This is a genomic window from Xanthomonas sp. NCPPB 2922, from assembly GCF_041520885.1.
GTDB lineage: Bacteria > Pseudomonadota > Gammaproteobacteria > Xanthomonadales > Xanthomonadaceae > Xanthomonas > Xanthomonas campestris.
Window position 1 is genome coordinate 285165 of record NZ_JBGOFY010000003.1, and the last position, 18242, is coordinate 303406.

General features: G+C 63.5%; 12 protein-coding genes and 1 other RNA gene. 7 read left to right on the forward strand and 6 right to left on the reverse strand.

Going from position 1 to position 18242, the window contains the following annotated elements:
- Positions 1-289: 289 nt before the first annotated feature.
- Positions 290-1039 carry a C40 family peptidase gene (locus tag ACD584_RS06025; protein ID WP_070690606.1) on the reverse strand — a complete coding sequence of 250 codons (750 nt, stop codon included), beginning with the start codon at positions 1037-1039 and terminating at the stop codon, positions 290-292.
- Positions 1040-1148: 109 nt separating this feature from the next.
- Positions 1149-1724: a C40 family peptidase gene (locus ACD584_RS06030; protein WP_011037713.1), complete on the reverse strand. Its 576-nt coding sequence runs from the start codon at positions 1722-1724 to the stop codon at positions 1149-1151.
- 74 nt (positions 1725-1798) lie between these two features.
- Here ACD584_RS06030 and ACD584_RS06035 point away from each other — a divergent pair, with 74 nt between their 5' ends.
- From ACD584_RS06035 to ACD584_RS06060, 6 genes are all read left to right on the forward strand, one after another.
- Positions 1799-2278, forward strand: coding sequence for a peptidylprolyl isomerase (locus ACD584_RS06035; RefSeq protein ID WP_011037712.1), 480 nt, complete (start codon positions 1799-1801; stop codon positions 2276-2278).
- 90 nt (positions 2279-2368) lie between these two features.
- Positions 2369-3613, forward strand: coding sequence for a DUF418 domain-containing protein (locus ACD584_RS06040; protein WP_076036725.1), 1245 nt, complete (start codon positions 2369-2371; stop codon positions 3611-3613).
- 3 nt (positions 3614-3616) lie between these two features.
- A complete protein-coding gene (locus ACD584_RS06045; RefSeq protein WP_076036726.1) occupies positions 3617-4867 on the forward strand; it encodes an FAD-binding oxidoreductase in 1251 nt (416 codons plus the stop codon).
- Positions 4864-6234, forward strand: coding sequence for a glutathione-disulfide reductase (gene gorA / locus ACD584_RS06050; protein ID WP_076036727.1), 1371 nt, complete (start codon positions 4864-4866; stop codon positions 6232-6234). The genes ACD584_RS06045 and gorA overlap by 4 nt, the downstream gene beginning before the upstream one ends.
- Before the next feature lie 202 nt (positions 6235-6436).
- Entirely contained in the window at positions 6437-6835 is a 399-nt protein-coding gene (locus tag ACD584_RS06055; protein ID WP_076037834.1) for an MGMT family protein, read from the forward strand.
- Positions 6836-6879: 44 nt separating this feature from the next.
- Positions 6880-7563, forward strand: coding sequence for a rhomboid family intramembrane serine protease (locus ACD584_RS06060; protein WP_029216918.1), 684 nt, complete (start codon positions 6880-6882; stop codon positions 7561-7563).
- 211 nt (positions 7564-7774) lie between these two features.
- On the opposite strand, the gene ACD584_RS06065 is transcribed toward ACD584_RS06060, so the two are convergent.
- The 3 genes from ACD584_RS06065 to ACD584_RS06075 all read right to left on the reverse strand — a co-directional run bounded on the left by ACD584_RS06065 (position 7775) and on the right by ACD584_RS06075 (position 14539).
- A complete protein-coding gene (locus ACD584_RS06065; protein WP_076036728.1) occupies positions 7775-9787 on the reverse strand; it encodes a M13 family metallopeptidase in 2013 nt (670 codons plus the stop codon).
- 184 nt (positions 9788-9971) lie between these two features.
- The gene (locus ACD584_RS06070) at positions 9972-12077 is read right to left on the reverse strand and encodes a M13 family metallopeptidase (protein ID WP_076037835.1); all 2106 of its coding nucleotides are present in this window, start codon (positions 12075-12077) and stop codon (positions 9972-9974) included.
- A 362-nt stretch (positions 12078-12439) separates the two neighbouring features.
- Positions 12440-14539: a M13 family metallopeptidase gene (locus ACD584_RS06075; protein ID WP_175611839.1), complete on the reverse strand. Its 2100-nt coding sequence runs from the start codon at positions 14537-14539 to the stop codon at positions 12440-12442.
- 305 nt (positions 14540-14844) lie between these two features.
- On the opposite strand from ACD584_RS06075, the gene ACD584_RS06080 reads away from it, so the two are divergent.
- Positions 14845-14919, forward strand: a non-coding RNA gene (locus ACD584_RS06080) — sX9 sRNA.
- A 4-nt stretch (positions 14920-14923) separates the two neighbouring features.
- Here ACD584_RS06080 and ACD584_RS06085 read toward each other — a convergent pair.
- Positions 14924-17971 (reverse strand): TonB-dependent receptor, encoded by a 3048-nt coding sequence (locus ACD584_RS06085; protein ID WP_040941022.1) that lies wholly within the window; start codon positions 17969-17971, stop codon positions 14924-14926.
- Positions 17972-18242: the final 271 nt, after the last annotated feature.

The following is an 18242-nucleotide window of genomic DNA, read 5'->3' on the forward strand; positions in this document are numbered from 1 at the left end:
AGCCAGCGCTTCTCGCGCCAAGGCCTTCGGTATGCGCTCAGACAACGCAGATGCGTGAACGAGGGCTTTGCCGATGGGTCAGGCTGTTGCTTTGTAGGCATGCGCTGCGCGGATGACTTGGCCGTGTCCAATCATCCCGCGCACAAGCGCAGCCCAGCTAGCGTTACGTCGCTGACCAACTTCCCTGGGCCTTCCAAGTCGAACCCTGGGTCGTGCGCAAACGTCAGCGGGGCGAAAAAAAACCGCGGCAAGGCCGCGGCTTTCCGTGTTTATGCAGCCGGTCGGGCAATCAGAGCACGCGACGCGCCTGGATGAACTTCTCGCTCCAGTAGCCGCTGGCCAGCGAATCCACGCGCACGTCCTTGCCGCGGCTCGGCGCGTGCAGGAACTTGCCGTCGCCGACCACCAGGCCGACATGATCGATGCGGCCGCGGCGGCCGAAGAACACCAGGTCGCCGGCCTTGAGCGCGTGCGGGTCCTTGATCAGCTCGGCGGTTTCATCGCGGGCGATATCACGGGAGACGCGCGGCAGTTCGATGCCCAGCGCAGTCTTGAACACGTAACCGACCAGGCCGCTGCAATCGAAACCTTCGGTGGATTCACCACCCCAGACGTACGGCGTGCCCAGCAGGGCCATTGCGCGCTGCAGGATCACCTGGACCTTGCTGTCGGCCACGGCGTTCTGTGCCGCGTTGGCGGCGCTCTGCGAGACGTCGTAGTTGGCGAGCAGGCGGCTGAGGTCGCCAGCGAACATCGCCGAGCGGTCCATCAGGGGAATGGCGTCGTTGGCAGCCAGGTGCGGAAGCAGGGCGGCCAGCGTTGCAGTGGCAGCGGCATCGGCGCGGCTGCGGGTGGCGGCTTTCTCAGCAGCGACGGCGTTTTCAGACGCGGTCGTCGGCGGAACGGAAGAGGGGTTGGGGGCGGTCTGTGCCAGGGCGGGAAGTGCTGCGAGCCAGAGCGCGGTGGCGCACAACAGGCGGAGCGGTTTCCGGGGCGGATGCGGTGCGGCGCCAGGGTTGAGCTGTTCGTCGTTCGTCACGCGGGAATCACAATTCTGCTGTCGATGCGGGATGATGCCTTGGTGAAAGGTTCGTTACGTTCAAAAAACGTTAACTTTCCGTTTTATGACTTGTGACACACGTCACATTTCAATGTAAAACCCGCTTTGAACCTGAATAATGGTCACGCCAGTAAGCCCCGTCGAGGAAATCCAAGCGGACGGTACCGCCGCTGCTTGGGGCGTGCACAAAGCGGCCTTCACCGACGTAAATGCCGACGTGGCTCACGCTTCCACTGGAGCCAAAAAAGACCAGATCGCCAGTTGACAATTTTTCCGCTGGAATTTTTGGCCCCTGCACGGCGGCCAGGTCACGCGAGGTCCTGGGCAATGAGAGCGCCAGCACGTCTTTGTAGACATAGGTGACAAGCCCGCTGCAGTCGAAGCCGCTCTCCGGCGTGTTGCCGCCATACCGGTACGGCGTGCCGACCAGGCCCAGGGCGCGCATGAGGATGTTGTTGGCGGCAGCGGGGTTGGCCGGCGGTACCTGAGGCCAGACGCGTGCGGTGGCAGGTGCTGGCGCCGGGCGGCGTACGGGTGCCTGCGAGCAGGCGGCCAGCAGCGACAGACCCAGCATCAGGCAGGCCGCGGCGGTGCGGGGACGAACGGCAGCAACTGGCGTGATAGGCATCGAGCCGGGATAATGGGCGGTTACGAAGGTCGCCATGATGGCGGCGCACTCGACGGCCTACAAGCCGTCCTCAACCGTCTGCCACCGGGCAGCCCCATTCAGAGCCAGGCATGAAGATCGAAAAAGACAGCGTCGTCCGCTTCCATTACACCGTTTCCGAGCTCGGCCAGGAGCCGATCGAAAGCTCCAAGGAGCGCGACCCGTTGGCGATCCTGATCGGCCACGGCAACATCATCCCGGGCCTGGAAGCGGCCATGATGGACAAGGAAGCCGGCGAGAGCTTCGGCGTCGACGTCAAGGCGACCGAGGCTTACGGCGAATACCGCGAAGGCCTGAGCCAGCGCGTGCCCAAGAAGCACTTCGGCGCCACCAAGCTGGTGCCGGGCACGCAGGTGGTGCTGCAGACCAACTTCGGCCCGCGTGCGGTGACGGTGCAGAAGGTCGGCATGAGCGTGGTCGATGTGGATCTCAACCACCCGATGGCCGGCAAGGACCTGCACTTCGACGTGGAAATCATCGAAGTGCGCGAAGCCACCCAGGAAGAGCGTGACCACGGCCATGTGCACGGCGACGGTGGTCACCACCACTGAGTCACCGCTGTGCATCCTGACGGCCCGCCTCTTCGGCGGGCCGTTTGCATTGTGCGACCTGCTGTGTCGCCTGCCGTTACCCGGGTTTCGATGACCGAGCGTTCTGTATTGTTGCCAATTGCCGCGACCGAGCGGATTGCGGTGCTGGATGTGCTGCGCGGTTTCGCGCTGCTGGGCATCTTGCTGATGAACATCGAAGGCTTCGTCGGCCCGCTGGACCTGGCGGTGACTGGCGTCAATCCGCACTGGCATGGCCTGGGCCGCGTGGTCGATGCGCTGACCTATGTATTCGTGCAGGGCAAGTTCTACACCTTGTTCTCGCTGTTGTTCGGCATGGGGTTCGCGGTGATGGCGCAACGCGCCCAGCAGGCGCGGCGCCCGTTCCTGGGCATGTATCTGCGCCGCAGTGCCGGCCTGCTGGTGATCGGTCTTGCCCATGCGGTGCTGCTGTGGTCGGGCGATGTGCTGGTGACCTATGCGCTGCTGGCGCTGCTGTTGCTGGCCACCCGCTCCGTGCCCACGGCCACGCTGCCGTGGTTTGCGGTGTTCGTGTACCTGTGTGCGCCGGGGTTGATCCTGCTCTATGGCGCGGTGGGTGCGCTGGCCCAGGCGGATCCCGCCGCCGCGGCCGAGTGGAACGCGGCGATGCGCGAGGTGGCGCAGCAGGCGGTGGCCAATGTGCAGGCGCAGCGCAGTGCGCTGGGCAGCGGCACCTATGTGCAGGCCACCGTGCAGCGTTGGCACGATCTGCGCGAGGCCTTGATCGCGCTGACCATCAACGGCCCGGCCATGCTCGGGATGTTCCTGCTGGGTGGCTGGTTTGTGCGCAGCGGGGCGATTGCCGCGCCCGAGCGCTTTGTGCGTCTGTTCGGTTGGCTGCGTTACGGCGTGTTGCCACTGGGTCTGGCGTTGATGCTGGTGAGCTACCGGCTGGAGCCGTGGATGGACCCGGCCCGGCTGGATCCGCGGCTGTCGTTGGCGTTCGCGCTGGCACTGCTGGGCGGGGCGATGATGTGCCTGGGCTATGCGGCCTGGGTGATGCGTTTTGCAGCGCAGCTGCGCTGGCTGGCACCGGCCGGGCGCATGGCCTTGAGCAACTATCTGCTGCAGTCGCTGCTGTGTACGAGCATCTTCTACGGCTATGGCCTGGGCTATTTCGAACAGTTGCCACGTGCGTGGCAACCGCCATTTGCGCTGCTGCTCTTTGCAGTGCAGGTGGCCCTGAGCCACCTGTGGTTACGCTGGTTCCGCTTCGGTCCGGTGGAGTGGCTGTGGCGCTGCGTGACCTACCTGCAGGTGCCGCCACTGCGGCGTCATGCTGGCGCTGCGGGCTGACGCATGAGCAACGCACGCGTGGATGTGGTGGTCATCGGCGCCGGTGCGATCGGGCTGGCCACCGCGCGTGCGTTGGTCGATGCCGGCCGCCAGGTGCAGGTGCTTGATGCCGGCGCGATCGGCGGGGCAACGTCGTATGGCAACTGCGGCACCATCACGCCCAGCCATGCGCCGCCGCTGGCAGCGCCGGGCATGCTTGGCCAGGCGCTGAAATGGATGTTCACGCCGGATGCGCCGCTCTACATCCCGCCGCGGCTGGATCCCACGCTGTGGCATTGGTTATGGCGCTTTGCACGGCGCTGCAACCAGCGTGATTGGCGGGCCAGCGTGCAGGCGCGCGCTGCGCTGCTACATGACGCACGCTTGCGGCTTGCTCACTGGATCGAACGCGACGGGCTGGACTGCGAATTCCGCAGCGATGGCTTGGACTATGTATTCGGCGATGCGCGCAGGTTCGAACATTACCGTGCCGAATGCGCAGCGTTGGCGCAGTGGGGTATCCAGGCACAGGCCATCGACGGCGAAGACTATGTGCGGGACGACCCCGCCTTTCGTCAGGGGATTGCCGGCGCGATCCACTTCCCCGGCGATGCGCATCTGCGCCCCGAACGCTACACCGCCGAGCTGGCACGCGTGCTGCGCGCACGTGGCGGCGTGATCCAGGAACACTGCCGTGTGCACGCCGTGCGTCCGGATGCGCAGGGCGTGTGCCTGCACACCGCGCACGGACAACTGCATGCGCGCGAGGTGGTGATCGCCACCGGGCCGTGGTCGCCGCAACTTGCTGCACAACTGGGGCTACGGCTGCCGGTGCAGGCCGGCAAGGGCTATTCGATCACCTATAGCGCGCCGGCGCAGATGCCAAAACGCCCGGTGGTGCTGAAGGACCGTTGGGTGTTCGTGGTGCCATGGCGCGACCGCCTGCGGATCGGCAGCACCATGGAATTTTCCGGCCACAACAGCCAGCTCAACGCGACACGCCTGGCCGCGCTAGAGCGCGCGGCAGCGCAATTCCTGCACGCGCCGAAAGGCCCTGTCGAAATCGAACGCTGGTATGGATGGCGCCCGATGACCTGGGACGATGTGCCGGTGTTGGGCGCGGTGCCGCGCAGTCCTCACGTCTGGCTCGCGGCCGGCCATGGCATGCTCGGCATCAGCATGAGTACTGCAAGTGGACAACTGATGGCCGACCTGATCACCGGGCGCGCACCCGCGCTGGACCCGCATCCCTACCGCGCAGAGCGTTTCGCATGAGCGCACGTTACGACTACGACGTGGTGGTGCTGGGCGGTGGCTCCGGTGGTCTTGCCGCAGCGTTCCGCGCAGCCAAGCATGGCGCGCGCGTGGCGATCATGGAGCCGGGCGAGCTCGGCGGAACCTGCGTCAATCTCGGCTGCGTGCCGAAGAAGGCGATGTGGTTGGCGGCCGATCTGGCGAGCAAGATCGAACTGGCTGGTGCACTCGGTTTTGATGTGGTGCGCCCAACCTTGACCTGGCAGGAATTGGTCACTCACCGGCAGGGCTACATCGGCAATATCCACGCCAGTTACCGGCGTCGCCTCGACGATGATGGTGTGGTGTTGATCCCGCAGCGTGGCGTGCTGCAGGACCGGCATACCTTGATGGGCGCCGACGGCGTCCCCGTCACTGGCGAGCACATCGTCATCGCCACGGGCGCGCATCCATTGCGCCCGCACGTGGAGGGCGCCGAGCATGGTCATGTGTCCGACGACTTCTTCAACCTCTGCCATGCGCCGGACCACGTGGCCATCGTGGGCGGCGGCTACATCGCGGTGGAGATTGCGGGGCTGTTGCAGGCGCTTGGTAGCCGCGTGCATCTGTTCGTGCAGGGCGAGCGGTTGCTGGAACGCTTCGACTCCGAACTCACGTTGCAGCTGGCCGATAACCTGCGCCATCTCGGCGTGCGCCTGCACTTCGGTTTCCGCACCACCGGTGTGCAGCGCGACGAGGCGGGCAAGCTGCGCATGCGTGGCCACAGCGCACATCCGGGCGAGCTGGGTAACGATGTCTTTGACCAGGTTTTCTTTGCGATTGGCCGCCGTGCCAACACCGCCGGGCTGGGCCTGGAAGCGCTCGGCGTGGAACTCGGCAAGAAGGGCGAAATCGTCGTGGACGACGGCCAGACCACCAACGTGCCCAACATCCATGCAGTGGGCGATGTGGGCGGCAAGGTCGGGCTGACGCCGGTGGCGATCGCGGCCGGGCGCAAGTTGATGGATCGCCTGTTCGGTGGCCAGCCGGATGCGCGCATGGATTACGACAACGTGCCCAGCGTGGTGTTTTCGCACCCGCCGCTGGGTGCGGTGGGCCTCACCGAAGAGCAGGCGCGTGAGCGCTACGACGGTGCGGTGCGCGTGTACCGCAGCAACTTCCGCCCGATGCTGCATGCATTGGCCGATGCGCCGCAGCGCAGTGTGTTCAAGCTGGTGTGCGTGGGCGAGGAAGAGCGCGTGGTCGGCGTGCACCTGCTCGGCGAAAGCGCCGACGAGATGCTGCAGGGCTTTGCGGTGGCGGTCAAAATGGGCGCCACCAAGCGCGACTTCGACGAGACCGTGGCGATCCATCCCACCTCATCGGAAGAAATTGTGTTGATGCATTGAGCGCTGCATGTTGGCCGCATGCGTTTGCGGTGGCCGCGTGGCAATCAGCGCAGAGGTCAGGCCCGGCACGTTGTTGCTCTGGGCAAAGCTGCACGTCTCTCAGCAGCCAGCAAGGCGTTGTTGTCCGATGGTGTGTGGTGCCTTATCACACGAGCGCGCAGCTGGCATGACGCGCATTGCCTCCGGATGGCATCATCCGCGCATGCCGTCACCTCGCCCTTCCAAGACTCGTTTAGCCGGCTCGCACGCCGGTGACGTCTCCACCACGCGCACTGCCGAGCAGGTTCGGCTGCGGATTCTGGACGTGATCCGCGCCATTCCCGCGGGCGAGGTTGCAGGCTACGGGGAAGTGGCGATGCGTGCGGGCCTGCCAGGGCGTGCGCGCCTGGTGGCTAAGCTGTTGAGCAGCAACCAGGATGCAGCGTTGCCCTGGCATCGGGTGCTGCGCAGCGACGGGCGCATCGCGCTGCCGGAGGGCTCTGCCGGCTACCAAGCGCAATGCCAGCGACTGCGTGCCGAAGGCGTGCCAGTGGAGCGGGGAAGGGTACGGCGTGCCACTGCAGCGCAACGGCTGGATGCGGCCGTGTGGGGTCCTTCATAAGCCTGCCGTTATGATGAGAGGCAGTCCCGAAGGATGCCGCCATGCTGCCCCAACTGCCGCCCGTCACCAAAGCCCTGCTGATCGCCAATCTCGGCATGTTCATCCTGCAATGGGCGCTGGGTGACCTGGGTGCCGGCCTGCTGCCGTCCGATGCAGCGCTGTCGCCGCTGATGTTGTGGCCGCTCTCCAATGGCTTCGATGCGTTCTCGCCGGGTGCCAGCTTCATGCCGTGGCAGCTGCTGACCTATGCGTTTCTGCATGGCGGGTTCAACCATCTGTTCTTCAACATGCTGGCGCTTTTCATGTTCGGCGCGCCGCTGGAACAGACCTGGGGCCAGAAGCGATTCCTGACGTATTACCTGGTGTGCGTGGCCGGCGCCGGCGTGTGCCAGCTGCTGATGGCCTGGTTCACCCAGAGCGGGGCACCGGTGCTGGGCGCGTCGGGTGGTGTATTCGGCTTGTTGCTCGCCTACGGCATGCTGTTCCCGAACCAGCGGGTGATGCTGCTGTTTCCACCGATCCCGATGAAGGCACGGACCTTCGTGATCGTGTTCGGCGCGATCGAGCTGCTGCTTGGTGCCACCGGTTGGCAGCCGGGCGTTGCCCACTTCGCACACCTGGGCGGCATGCTGTTCGGGTGGTTGTTGATCCGCCACTGGCGCGGCCAGCCGCCGTTCGGTGGCAAGCGCGGCAAGGGGCGCAAGCCGCCGCTGCGTGTGGTGCGCTGAATCAAGCGACGCTATGGCAGGTGCGCTTTTTGCACCTGTAGGAGCGGCCTTGGCCGCGACGGGGTTTGTCGGTAACGCTCCATCGCGGCCAAGGCCGCTCCTACAAAGCGTGCTTGGCGGTGGTGAGCAACGCGACGGTTCAAAATCCAGACAAAAAAGAGCGCGGATTCCGCGCTCTTTTTTATTACTGCCGATGATGCAGGGCGCTAACTCAGCGCCAGATCTTCAACTGGTCTGCATCCACACGCTGCATCGGCTGGCCCGGCTTGCAGCTGAAGGTGGCACCGAACTCCGGCAAGTTGGACAGCGGGCCGTTGGTGCGCCACTGGCCAGGTGCACGGATGTCCGCACTGGCACGCTGCACCGCTTCGTTCGGTGACAGCTGCTGCGCCCACAGGCCAGCCCAGGCGGTGAAGAAGCCCTGCTTGTCGGCCTGCGTTGCCGCCGGCTGCGCCTTGCTGAAGGCCTGCCATGCCAGCTCCACGCCGGCCAGATCGGCCAGGTTTTCTTCGGCGGTCTGCGCGCCATTGACCTTGGTATTGGGCACGCCCGGGTAGGCGTAAGCGCCGTACTGGTTGGCCACCTTGCCGGTCAGCAGCGTCCAGCTGCTCTTTTCGGCGGGCGTCCACCAGCTGCGCAGTTCGCCCTTGGCATCGACCAGTGCGCCCTTGGCATCGATGGCACGCGTCATTTCATGCGCCACCAGTGCGCCGTAGGCGCCGTATTGCGCAGCCGGCGTGGCGCCGGTGCTCAACACCGGCGGCTGCAGCACCGCAGCGGTGATGATCAGGCGGTTCTGTGCGATGTCGTAGGCCAGTGCCGGCTGCTGCGGCAGCACGTCCCAACGGCGGTCGGCGTTGCCCTTGCCGATGCGCTTCATTTCCTCGCGGTGACGCCAGGTGGAGGCGATCAGCATGTTGCCGCCGAAGCTGCCACGGCCCATCGGTTGCACGGTGTAGTCGAGGTCGCGGCGCGGTGCACCCACTTCGATCTTCATGGCGCTCAGCTTGGCCTTGGCTTCGGCGATGACCTCGCCATTGCCCCAGCCGGTGCGCTCCAGCGCGGCCAGCTGCGCATCGCGGATCTGGTCGGCGATGGCTTCGGCCTGGCGGCGGGTGTCGCTGCTGAGGTAACGGCTCACGTACTCGCGGCCGAGCATCGGGCCGGCGGCCACGTTGATGGCATCGAGCACCTGCTGCCAGCGCTGCGGCGGCAACGCGTCGCCACGCAGCAAGCGGCCGCGGAACTGGTATTCGGCGTCATGAAAGCTCTTGGACAGGTACGGCGCCATGGCATCGCCCACGCGCCAGCGCAGGTAGGCCTTCCACTGCTCGGGCTTGATGCTGACGATCATGCTGTCGAGCTGCTTGAACATCGCCGGGTCGGCCATCGACACCAGGTCGTCCTTGACGCCCTGGGCCTCGAGGAAGTCGCCCAGGCGCAGGTTCTTGTACTGCTTGGTCAGCTCCTTGGTGGCGATCGGCGCGTAGTTGTTGAACGGGTTGTTGATGCCCTGCACGGACTGCGCGCTGCGCGCCAGTGCGGTTTCGATCTGCAACACCGAGGCCGCATCGGCATCGAGCTTGTCGGCCGGGGTGCCGGTCAGCGCCAGGATCTGCTTGACGTAGGCGCGGTAGCGGCCCATCAGCGCCTGGGTGTCGGCATCGGTGCGGGTGTAGAACGCCGGATCCGGCATGCCCATGCCGCCCTGCATGAAGTAACCGATGTGGCGGTCAAGCGCCTTCAGGTCCACGTCCGGGCCGAAGTTGAAGCCGACCGGGATACCGACCTGGTGCAGCGCGGCGATCGAAGCGGGCACATCCTTGGCCTTCTTGATCGCATCGATGCGCGCCAGCAACGGGGCGATGGGATTGGAGCCATCCTTTTCCACGGCGGCCTCATCCAGGCCGCTGGCCCAGAAGTCGCCGAGCAACTTCTGCACGTTTCCTTGCGGGCTGTTCATCGCCGCATCCAGCAGCTCGCGCTGCTGCTGCAGGGCGCGGTCGGACAGCTGGCCCAGCGCGGTGACCGCGCCAGCCTGCGGCACCGGGTTGCTCTTGAGCCAACCGGCATTGGCGTAATCGTAGAAATCGGTGCAGGCGGCCGGCACAGCCGGGGCCTTGGGGGCTGCCTTCTTCTTGCGAGCGGCGTCGGCGTCAGGGGCGGACAACAGCGTGATCAGGCTGAAGCCAAGAGCGAGGGCAAGCGGACGAATGGTGGGCATCGAGACGAAGGGTGGCCAGATTGAAGTCGGCGGAGTTTAGCAAGGCTGCGCCTCGCGCAGGCAGGCCGCAGCGGCCGTTCGTCCGTGCGAGCGCTCGCTGGCATGAACGCGACAGGCCCGCGGGTGCGGGCCTGTGCGTGGTGCGTTGGCACTGGAAGCGATTGCAGGCGGCGCCTGCAACGAATTACCAGATCACCACGCGGTCTTTCTCCGGGCGCACCATTGCATCGCCCGGCTTGCAGGCGAAGGCGGTGGCGAACTGCGGCATGTTCGACGGTGATGCGATGGCGCGTAGCTTGGCTGGCGCGTGCGGGTCCGACGCCAGGTAGACCATCTGTTGTTGATCACGGACGCGTTGACGCCAGCTGCGGGCGAAGGCAAGGAAAAAGCGCTGGTCGGGGCTGTAGCCGTCGATGGCCTTGGCCCGTTCCGGATGCTGCTGCAAGGCGGTCTGCAACGCGTCATAGGCAACGTTGGTGCCGCCCAGGTCGGCGATGTTCTCGCCCAGCGTGAGTTTGCCGTTGACGTGCAGGGTCGGATGGCTGGGCAGGGGCGCATACGCATCGAACTGTTTGACCAACTGGTTGCTACGTTGGTCGAACTTGCGCCGATCCTCTGCCGTCCACCAGTTGACGTTGTTGCCTGCACCATCGAACTGGCTGCCCTGATCGTCGAACCCATGGGTGGCTTCGTGACCGATCACCGCGCCGATACCGCCGTAGTTCAACGCATCGTCGGCAGTGGCATCGAAATACGGAGGCTGCAGGATCGCCGCAGGAAAGTTGATCGAATTGGTCATCGGGTCGTAATACGCGTTGACCGTCTGCGGCGTCATCGACCAACGGCCGCGATCGGTGGGTTTGCCGATCTGCGCAATGTCGTAGCGATAATTGAACGTGTCCGCCGCCTGCAGGTTGCCGTAATAGTCGCCGGGTGTGATCTGCAACCCCGACCAGTCACGCCAGGTGTCCGGATAGCCGATCTTGGGCAGGAAGGTCTGCCACTTGGCCAAGGCTTTGGCCTTGGTCTCGGCACTCATCCAGTCGACCTGTTCGATACGTGTCTTGAGCGCCGCGCGAACGTTGTCGACCAGTTCGCTGGCGCGTTGCTTGGCATCTGGCGTGAACACCTTGGCCACATAGAGCTTCCCAACGCCTTCGCCCATTGCGCCGTTGACCGAACGCAGCACGCGCTTCCAGCGCGGCAGCTGCTCTGGCTGCCCGGACAGCGTCTTGCCATAGAACGCGAAGCGATTATCGGCAAATGCCTTGCTCAAGCGCGTGGATGCGTCATCGATCGCATGGAAGCGTAGGTAGGCCTGCCACTGCGCAATGGGCGCGCTAGCCAATGCCTGATCGAACGCGGCAAAAAACCGTGGCTGCGCGAGCGAGAAGCCGCTGCCGACCGGTACGCCTTGGGTGGCGAAAAAATCCTCCCACGGAAAGTGCGGAGTGAGCTTGTCCGCCTCGGCGAGGGTGACCAGGCGGTATTGGTTCTTTGGTTCACGCGCGTCCACGGGGGCCAGCGATGCGGCAGCCAGGCGCGTTTCGAGCGCAAGCACGTCGTTTGCCTGTGTCTTGGCCAGCGCGGCAGGGGTGCCGGTGAGTTCGAACGATTTGGCGATGTAGGCAAGGTAGGCTGCGCGGATCGGCGCGTGCTCCGCACCGGTGTAGTAGTCCTTGGTTGGCAGGCCAAGGCCACCTTCCTGTGTAAACGCAATCTGCTGGTCGGCATTGTGGAAATCTGCACCGGCACCGAACGCAAAGACCTGTGCGTCGCCTTCGCCATGCCGGCTGATGATGTAGGCAGCGACATCTTTGCCGGAGTGCAATGCGGCGATCTTATCCACCTGCGGCTGGATCGGCTTGGCACCGGCGGCTTCGATTGCGGCCTCGTCCATGCCGGACGCATACAGCGCGCCGATCTTTTGTTCCAGCGATGGGGCCTGTGTACCGGCCTGTTTCGCCGCGGCTTCAAGCAGCTCGCGTTGGATCAGCAGGCTTTTTTCAGTCAGGAGTTCGTCGATGCCCCAGCTGGTGTGGTCGGCCGGAATCGGATTGGCCTTGGCCCAGGCGCCATTGACGAACTCGTCCAGGTTTTGGCACGCGCTGGCTGCAGGGCCCAGCTCGCTGATATCGAATGCGGGTGTGTTTGCTGCCGTGGTGGGCGGCGCGGCAGGCGCCGCAATGGCGGCTGATGCAGGGGCGCTCTCTGCATCGGAGGTGCGCTTGCAGCCGGGCAGGGCCACCAGCAGGGCCAGGGCAAGGGTGGAGGTCTTGAGCAAGGGCATGTCTGGCATCAGCGAGGAGATGAATGCCGAGCATAAGCGGACGCAGCCTTGCGAACGCCGGGATTGAGGTTTGTTGAGCTTGGTCTGGCGATAGCGGTTCACGAAGCGCATCCAGTGACTGGATGCTGCAATGGCAATCAATGTCAGTGCTGTACAAGCGCTTGTCTTGAGCGTGTCTGGTAAAGCGCTCCCGAGAGTGTTGCAGCGAGATTGGTTGCCGAAGTGACGTGCCGACTTTCAATTGAGGCATTTGCACTGCCAGCGCGGAATAACGAGGTTGCACGCCCGCCAACGGCGCCACAGCACGCACAAAAAAAGCGGCGACCCGAAGATCGCCGCTTTCTCTTACCACGGTTGCGCGATTACCAGATCACCACCTGCTGATCGCCTTGACGCACCATCGCATCGCCCGCCTTGCACGAGAATGCGGCGGCAAATGCCGGCATGTTCGACGGCGCGCCGATGGCGCGGAAGTTGGCCGGCGCGTGCGGGTCGGTCTTCAGGCGCACCACCAATTCTTCCGGGGTGAAGTTGCGACGCCACACCGTGGCCCAGTTGAGGAAGAAGCGCTGGTCGCGGGTGATGCCGTCGCTCTTGGGGTCGTCCTTGCCGGCGGTGGCGGTCTTCATCGCGTCATAGGCGGTGTTGAGGCCGCCCAGGTCGGCGATGTTCTCGCCCAGGGTCAGGTCGCCCTTGACCTTGTCGCCTGCCGGCGTGCGGTAGCTGTCGAACTGTGCCACCAGCTTGCCGGTGCGTGCCTTGAACGCGTCCAGATCCTTCTGCGTCCACCAACCCGGATCGGCGATGAAGTTGCCATCGGCACCGAAGCGGCTGCCCTGGTCGTCGTAGCCGTGGGTCATCTCATGCCCGATCACCGCACCGATGCCGCCGTAGTTCATTTCCTCCGGCGCATTCGGGTCGAAGAACGGCGGCTGCAGGATGGCGGCCGGGAACACGATCTCGTTCTGCAGCGGGTTGTAGTAGGCGTTGACGGTCTGCGGGCTCATGCCCCATTCGGTCTTGTCCACCGGCTTGCCGATCTTGGACAGGTTCCACTTGTAGTTGAACTCGGATGCCGCCATCACGTTGCCCAGGTAGCTGTCACGGCTGGTGCTCAGGCCGTTCCATTCACGCCACTTTTCCGGGTAGCCGATCTTGGGCGTGAAGCTTTCCCACTTGGCGATCGCCTTGGTCTTGGTCTCCGGGCTCATCCAGTCGAGCTTTTCGATGCGCGCCTTCAGTGCGGTGCGCAGGTTGGTCACCAGGGTTTCCATCTTGGCCTTGGAATCGCCCGGGAAGGCGACCTTGACGTACATCTGGCCCAGCGTTTCGCCGGCCTGGCTGTTGATGGTGGCCAGCACGCGCTTCCAGCGCGGCTTGATTTCCTTCTGGCCGCGCAGGGTCTTGTTGTAGAACGCGAAGTTCTCATCGACGAACGGCTGGCTCAGGAACGGCGAGGCGCCATCGACGGTGTGGAAGCGCAGGTAGGCGCGCCAGATGGCCGGGTCGGTGTCGGCGATCATCTTGCTCACTTCCTGATGGAAGGCCGGGATCGCCAGCGAGAACATCTCCGGCGTGGTCACGCCCTGCGACTTGAAGAACTCGGTCCACGACCAGTTCGGAGTCAGCTTGTCGGCCTCGCCCGGCGAGATCGGGTTGTAGGCCAGCGAGGCATCGCGCGACATCTGGGTGCTGGTCTTGGAGACCTTGGCCAGACGGGTTTCGAATGCGACGACCTGCTTGGCCTGCGCGGTGGCATCGGCGGCGGCAACGCCAGACAGTTCCAGCACCTTGGCGACGTGCGCCTGGTAGGCGTCCAGCTTGGCCTTGTTGCCGGCGCTGGTGTAGTACTCCGGGTCCGGCAGACCCAGGCCACCCTGCATCGCATAGGCGATATTCTGGCTGGACTTCTTGAAGTCCGCCTCGGCGCCGAAGCTGAAGAGTTCGTTGTTGCCCTTGGCCGCGCTGCTGCGCAGATAGTCGACCAGCTTGGCCTGGTCGCTGATGGCATCGATCGCGGCCAGCTCCGGCTTCAGCGGCTCGATACCCTGGGCGTTGATCTTGGCTTCGTCCATGCCGGTCGACCACAGGTCGCCGACGATTTTTTCCACGCCGCTGGCGCTGGTGTCGGCCGCAGCCTGTTCGACCAGTTGCTGCTGGATCGCGTTGGAGCGCTCGTCGAGCATTTCGAACGCGCCCCAGCTGGTGCGGTCGCCCGGCACCGGGTTGGCGGCCAGGAACTTGGCATTGGCGTAGGCGTTCAGATCGGTACAGGCATTGCCGTTGGGGTCCAGATCGGCCGCAGTGAACTGATTCACCACCGGCAGCTTGCTCTGGTCCAGGGTCAGCGTCTTGGGTGCGGCGGCCGCGCTGGCAGCGGCATCAGGCGCGGTGGCCGGTGCGGCGTCTTCGGGCTTTTTGCAGCCGCTCAGCGCGGCGGCGACGGCCAGGGACAGCGTCAATAGATGAGGGGTACGAATCACAAGGGCTCCAGGAGCAACAGTCAATTGGGAAGCCCCGTCACAGCGGAGCCGTGGCGGCACTCTACCTTTCTGTATGACAGCACGCATGGTGTCGAAGGTCATGGGTGGGGCACGCAGGTCAACGTGGCCTCTCGTTCTAGCAGGCTTCGGACAAAAAAACGGCCCCTCGCGGGGCCGTGGAGAGCATTACAGCCGTTACTTCTTACGCCAGCTTCCGGGGCTTGGAGCAGCTATCAAAACGACTGCGCAGCCGCCAGGCGGGCGCGGCCGGTGCTCGGAATCTCGTGTACCCCCGTACATTCCGGTTCCTCCGCGCCGTCCACACCCACCTGACGACTGCTCGCTCTGTTTTGTCAGCCGCTCTTAGAAGTCATACGAAGCAGACAGGCGAACAAAGCGCGGCGGGTTGAAGTAGGTCCCCATGCCATAGGTGTTGGACACGGTGAAACGGTCGTCTCCATACACTGCCTCGGCACGCGTTGCATCGCGGTCGTTGATGACGTTGAACACCTGCAGGCCGATGGCCAGCTTATGATCGGCAAACGCAGGACGGTAGGTAACGCCCAGGTCGAGATTGGTCAGCCAAGGCGTCCGGCCAGCGTCACCCGGCCGTGAGGGAGTACCAGCGCAATAGTGATATGCCGACTCGTAGCCGATCGGATCCTGCTCGCCCTGGCCGAAATAGCCCAGGCATGACTTTGGGGTTCCCGACAGGACACGAAGGGTTGCCGATGCCATCCACTCGGGAGTGAACTGATAAGCGCCAAACGCCTTGAACTGGTGACGGCGATCATTGGCCAGGTTGCCACCTGCGTAATACATCAGTTCTGCCGAATCCCAATCCTGCGTCTTGGACACGTCTGCCTGGCCGAGATCGGATTTCACCTGGCCTTCGGTATTGCCGTAAAGATGCGACCACGTGTAGTCAACCCGAGCAAACCACTTTTCGTCAAACGGATGCTCCAGGAATAGGTCGACTGACACGTAGTTGCGCTTTGCACCACTCGTAAAGCCCCAGTCTTCCTGGGACATGCGTACCTGCGTGCGGCCAGATCCATCAACATTTGCCAGATTGTAGGTGTTGGTCTCGCCCGGGTTGAACATGACACAACCCGGAATCGCAACGCTCGACGCACTGACGCCGCTGGCCTCCAGCTTGTCGGCCATCCGGCCGGTATCACAGACGTCATCGATTGCAGTTTGCAACTTGCGGTACGTCACCTTGGCACCGGAATTCCAGCTTTGGCCCAAAGTCTTTTCGAAGCCTACTAGGAACTCGTCCTGGTACTGCGACTTCAGATCGCTCGGCGCGAAGGAGTTGGGATCTGGTGTCTGACCGTACTCGCCGTTTGACGACACCGGGCCCGGTCCGAGGGCCGTCAGGCCGGTCGGCTCGCCGTTTGCGTCCAGTCCCGAATATGCGAAGTATTCATCGGTATAGGTGGAGGCCGATGCGCCGCGAACCGCGACACTGTTAGGCAGCGCCAGATAGTAGCGGCCCGCATTTGCGTACAGCTTCAGCGACGAGTCGCCAAAGACGTCCCAGCTGACGCCCAGACGTGGGGCCCATTGGTCTCCGCTATCTACATACGGCTGACCTGCGCTGTTGAAGTTGGTGAACTTGTCGTTGCGGATACCGAGCAGCACCAGCCAGTTATCGCTGACTTGCCAGCGGTCTTCCAGGTAATAAGCCTTTTGCTCGACAGCCATGCTGGTGGTTGTGGTGAAGATGCGGCGCTGCGCATAGTAGCCGTCGCCACCCGATGGACCAACCCCGAGACTTGGACGAATGTCGACGGTCGGATCGGACTGACGTGCAAACAGCCACTGGTAGCCCGGGCCGGTCGTGCGGACGCCTTCGTTGGAGGCGTTGAAGTACATGTTGTCCACGCCTGCAGTCAAATCGTGATCACCGATCCGATACTCCAGTTCAAGTCGCAAGCTGCGGGTCTTGTTCTGTGGGAGATTGGCCTTGGTCCGATTGCTCGCCTGATCATTCGTGATCGGTGTGCCACCCGTCAGTGCGGGGTTCTGGTTGGTTACGTTCTGAAGATAGGGAAGCGCGGAAACGTACGGATTGCTCTGCAAGTTGTCCTGACGGCTACGCCCCCAGGTGGCATTCAACGTCAGGTCGTCCGTCAGATAGCCGGTGTACTTGAAGATGTCGTAGCGATCTTTGATCTTGTACGTATCGGCAAATGTGCCACTACGCCCGCCGCCTGACAGGGTGTCGTAATCGAAGTCCGTGTAATAACCGGCGCGGCGGTCCGTACTCTCGATACGGGTGTATTCAAGGATATTGCTGTCGTTGATATTCCAGTCAATCTTGCCGTAGAACTTCGGCGCGCTGTACGCGTAGTTGTTACGTCCCAGAACGCTGGCCGCACTGGAGTTCGTCGACACACCTTCGGTTTTGTCGGATTCACCGGCAACGAACACAAACAATTTGTCTTCGATCAACGGGCCACCAGCGTATGCGCTGTAGACGGTACGCGTTGCGCCATCGTCCTTGCGGCTGCGATACAGCGTGCCCGGCTGATCGGGATTGGTGTATTCAAACCGGTCTGGCAAGGTGTTGTTGGGAAAGCGTACATTTTCAGGCGAACTCGCCAACGACTTTGGCTCCCAAACTGCCTGGGCACCGAAGTGCCATTCGTTGGTGCCGCGCTTGCCGACTTGGTTAATGACGCCACCGGTGGAACGACCATAACGGGCGCTGTAGCCGCCGGTGTAGGTCTCCTGCTGATCAATCGCACCGTATGGCAGGCTCACGCCGCCAAGATTGCTGAGCGGATTACTGACATTGAATCCGTTGATGTAGTAGGCATTTTCGGTGACGCCTGCGCCGCCAAACGACACAACCGAACGCGAGCCGTTGTCAAATGCACCGCTGCCTGCCACGGCACCCGGTGCCAGCAATGCGATTGCCTCAGCGCTGCGCCCCAGGGGGAGAATTGCAAGCTGTTGTGAGGTAATGACCGAGCGCGAGCTGGTGGAGCTGACATCGATCTTCGGCGCATTGGCGGCGGTCACCGTGATTGCGCCGAGCGTCGTGGCGTCGGCAGTACTTGAGCTGCCGGCATCCGCAAACGACACTTCGGTGCCGGAACCGACGCGCAACTGCACGTTCTTGCGGGTATCGACGACCTGATCACCGCGCTTCAGGGTAACGGTATAGGCACCGACAGGCAGCGAGCCGAGGTTGTAACGGCCATTCGCATCGATGGTGATGGTGCGGCTGAGGCCGGTATCGCTTTGCACAACGATGGTGCTGCCGGCTTCGCTGGGCGCGCTGCCGTAGATGCTGCCGGTGGTGCTCTGCGCATACACCGCGCCGTTGGCTAGGCACGCACCGAGCACGACAGCGAGAGCGGTGCGCTTGAGGACCTGGCGACGAAATTGATTGCTCATTCCTGACCTTTGAACTGGGGAATCGGGAGAAGTGGCGGTCACCGAAGAGTCAGATGGCCTTAACCCGAACGTAATGAATCTGTGCCCGCCGTTGCAATAGCTATCAACGGTTCATTAATGAAATGACGGACATCCGCGCTGAAAGTGCGGAAGTCAGCACAATTTGTTGCCAGTTCGCACAATGCATGACGATCGGCGTCTGTGAATTCATCTTCGTAATCTCTTCAGATAACAGCCGATTAATGTGAGATCCATCAGCTATTGGTTTCAG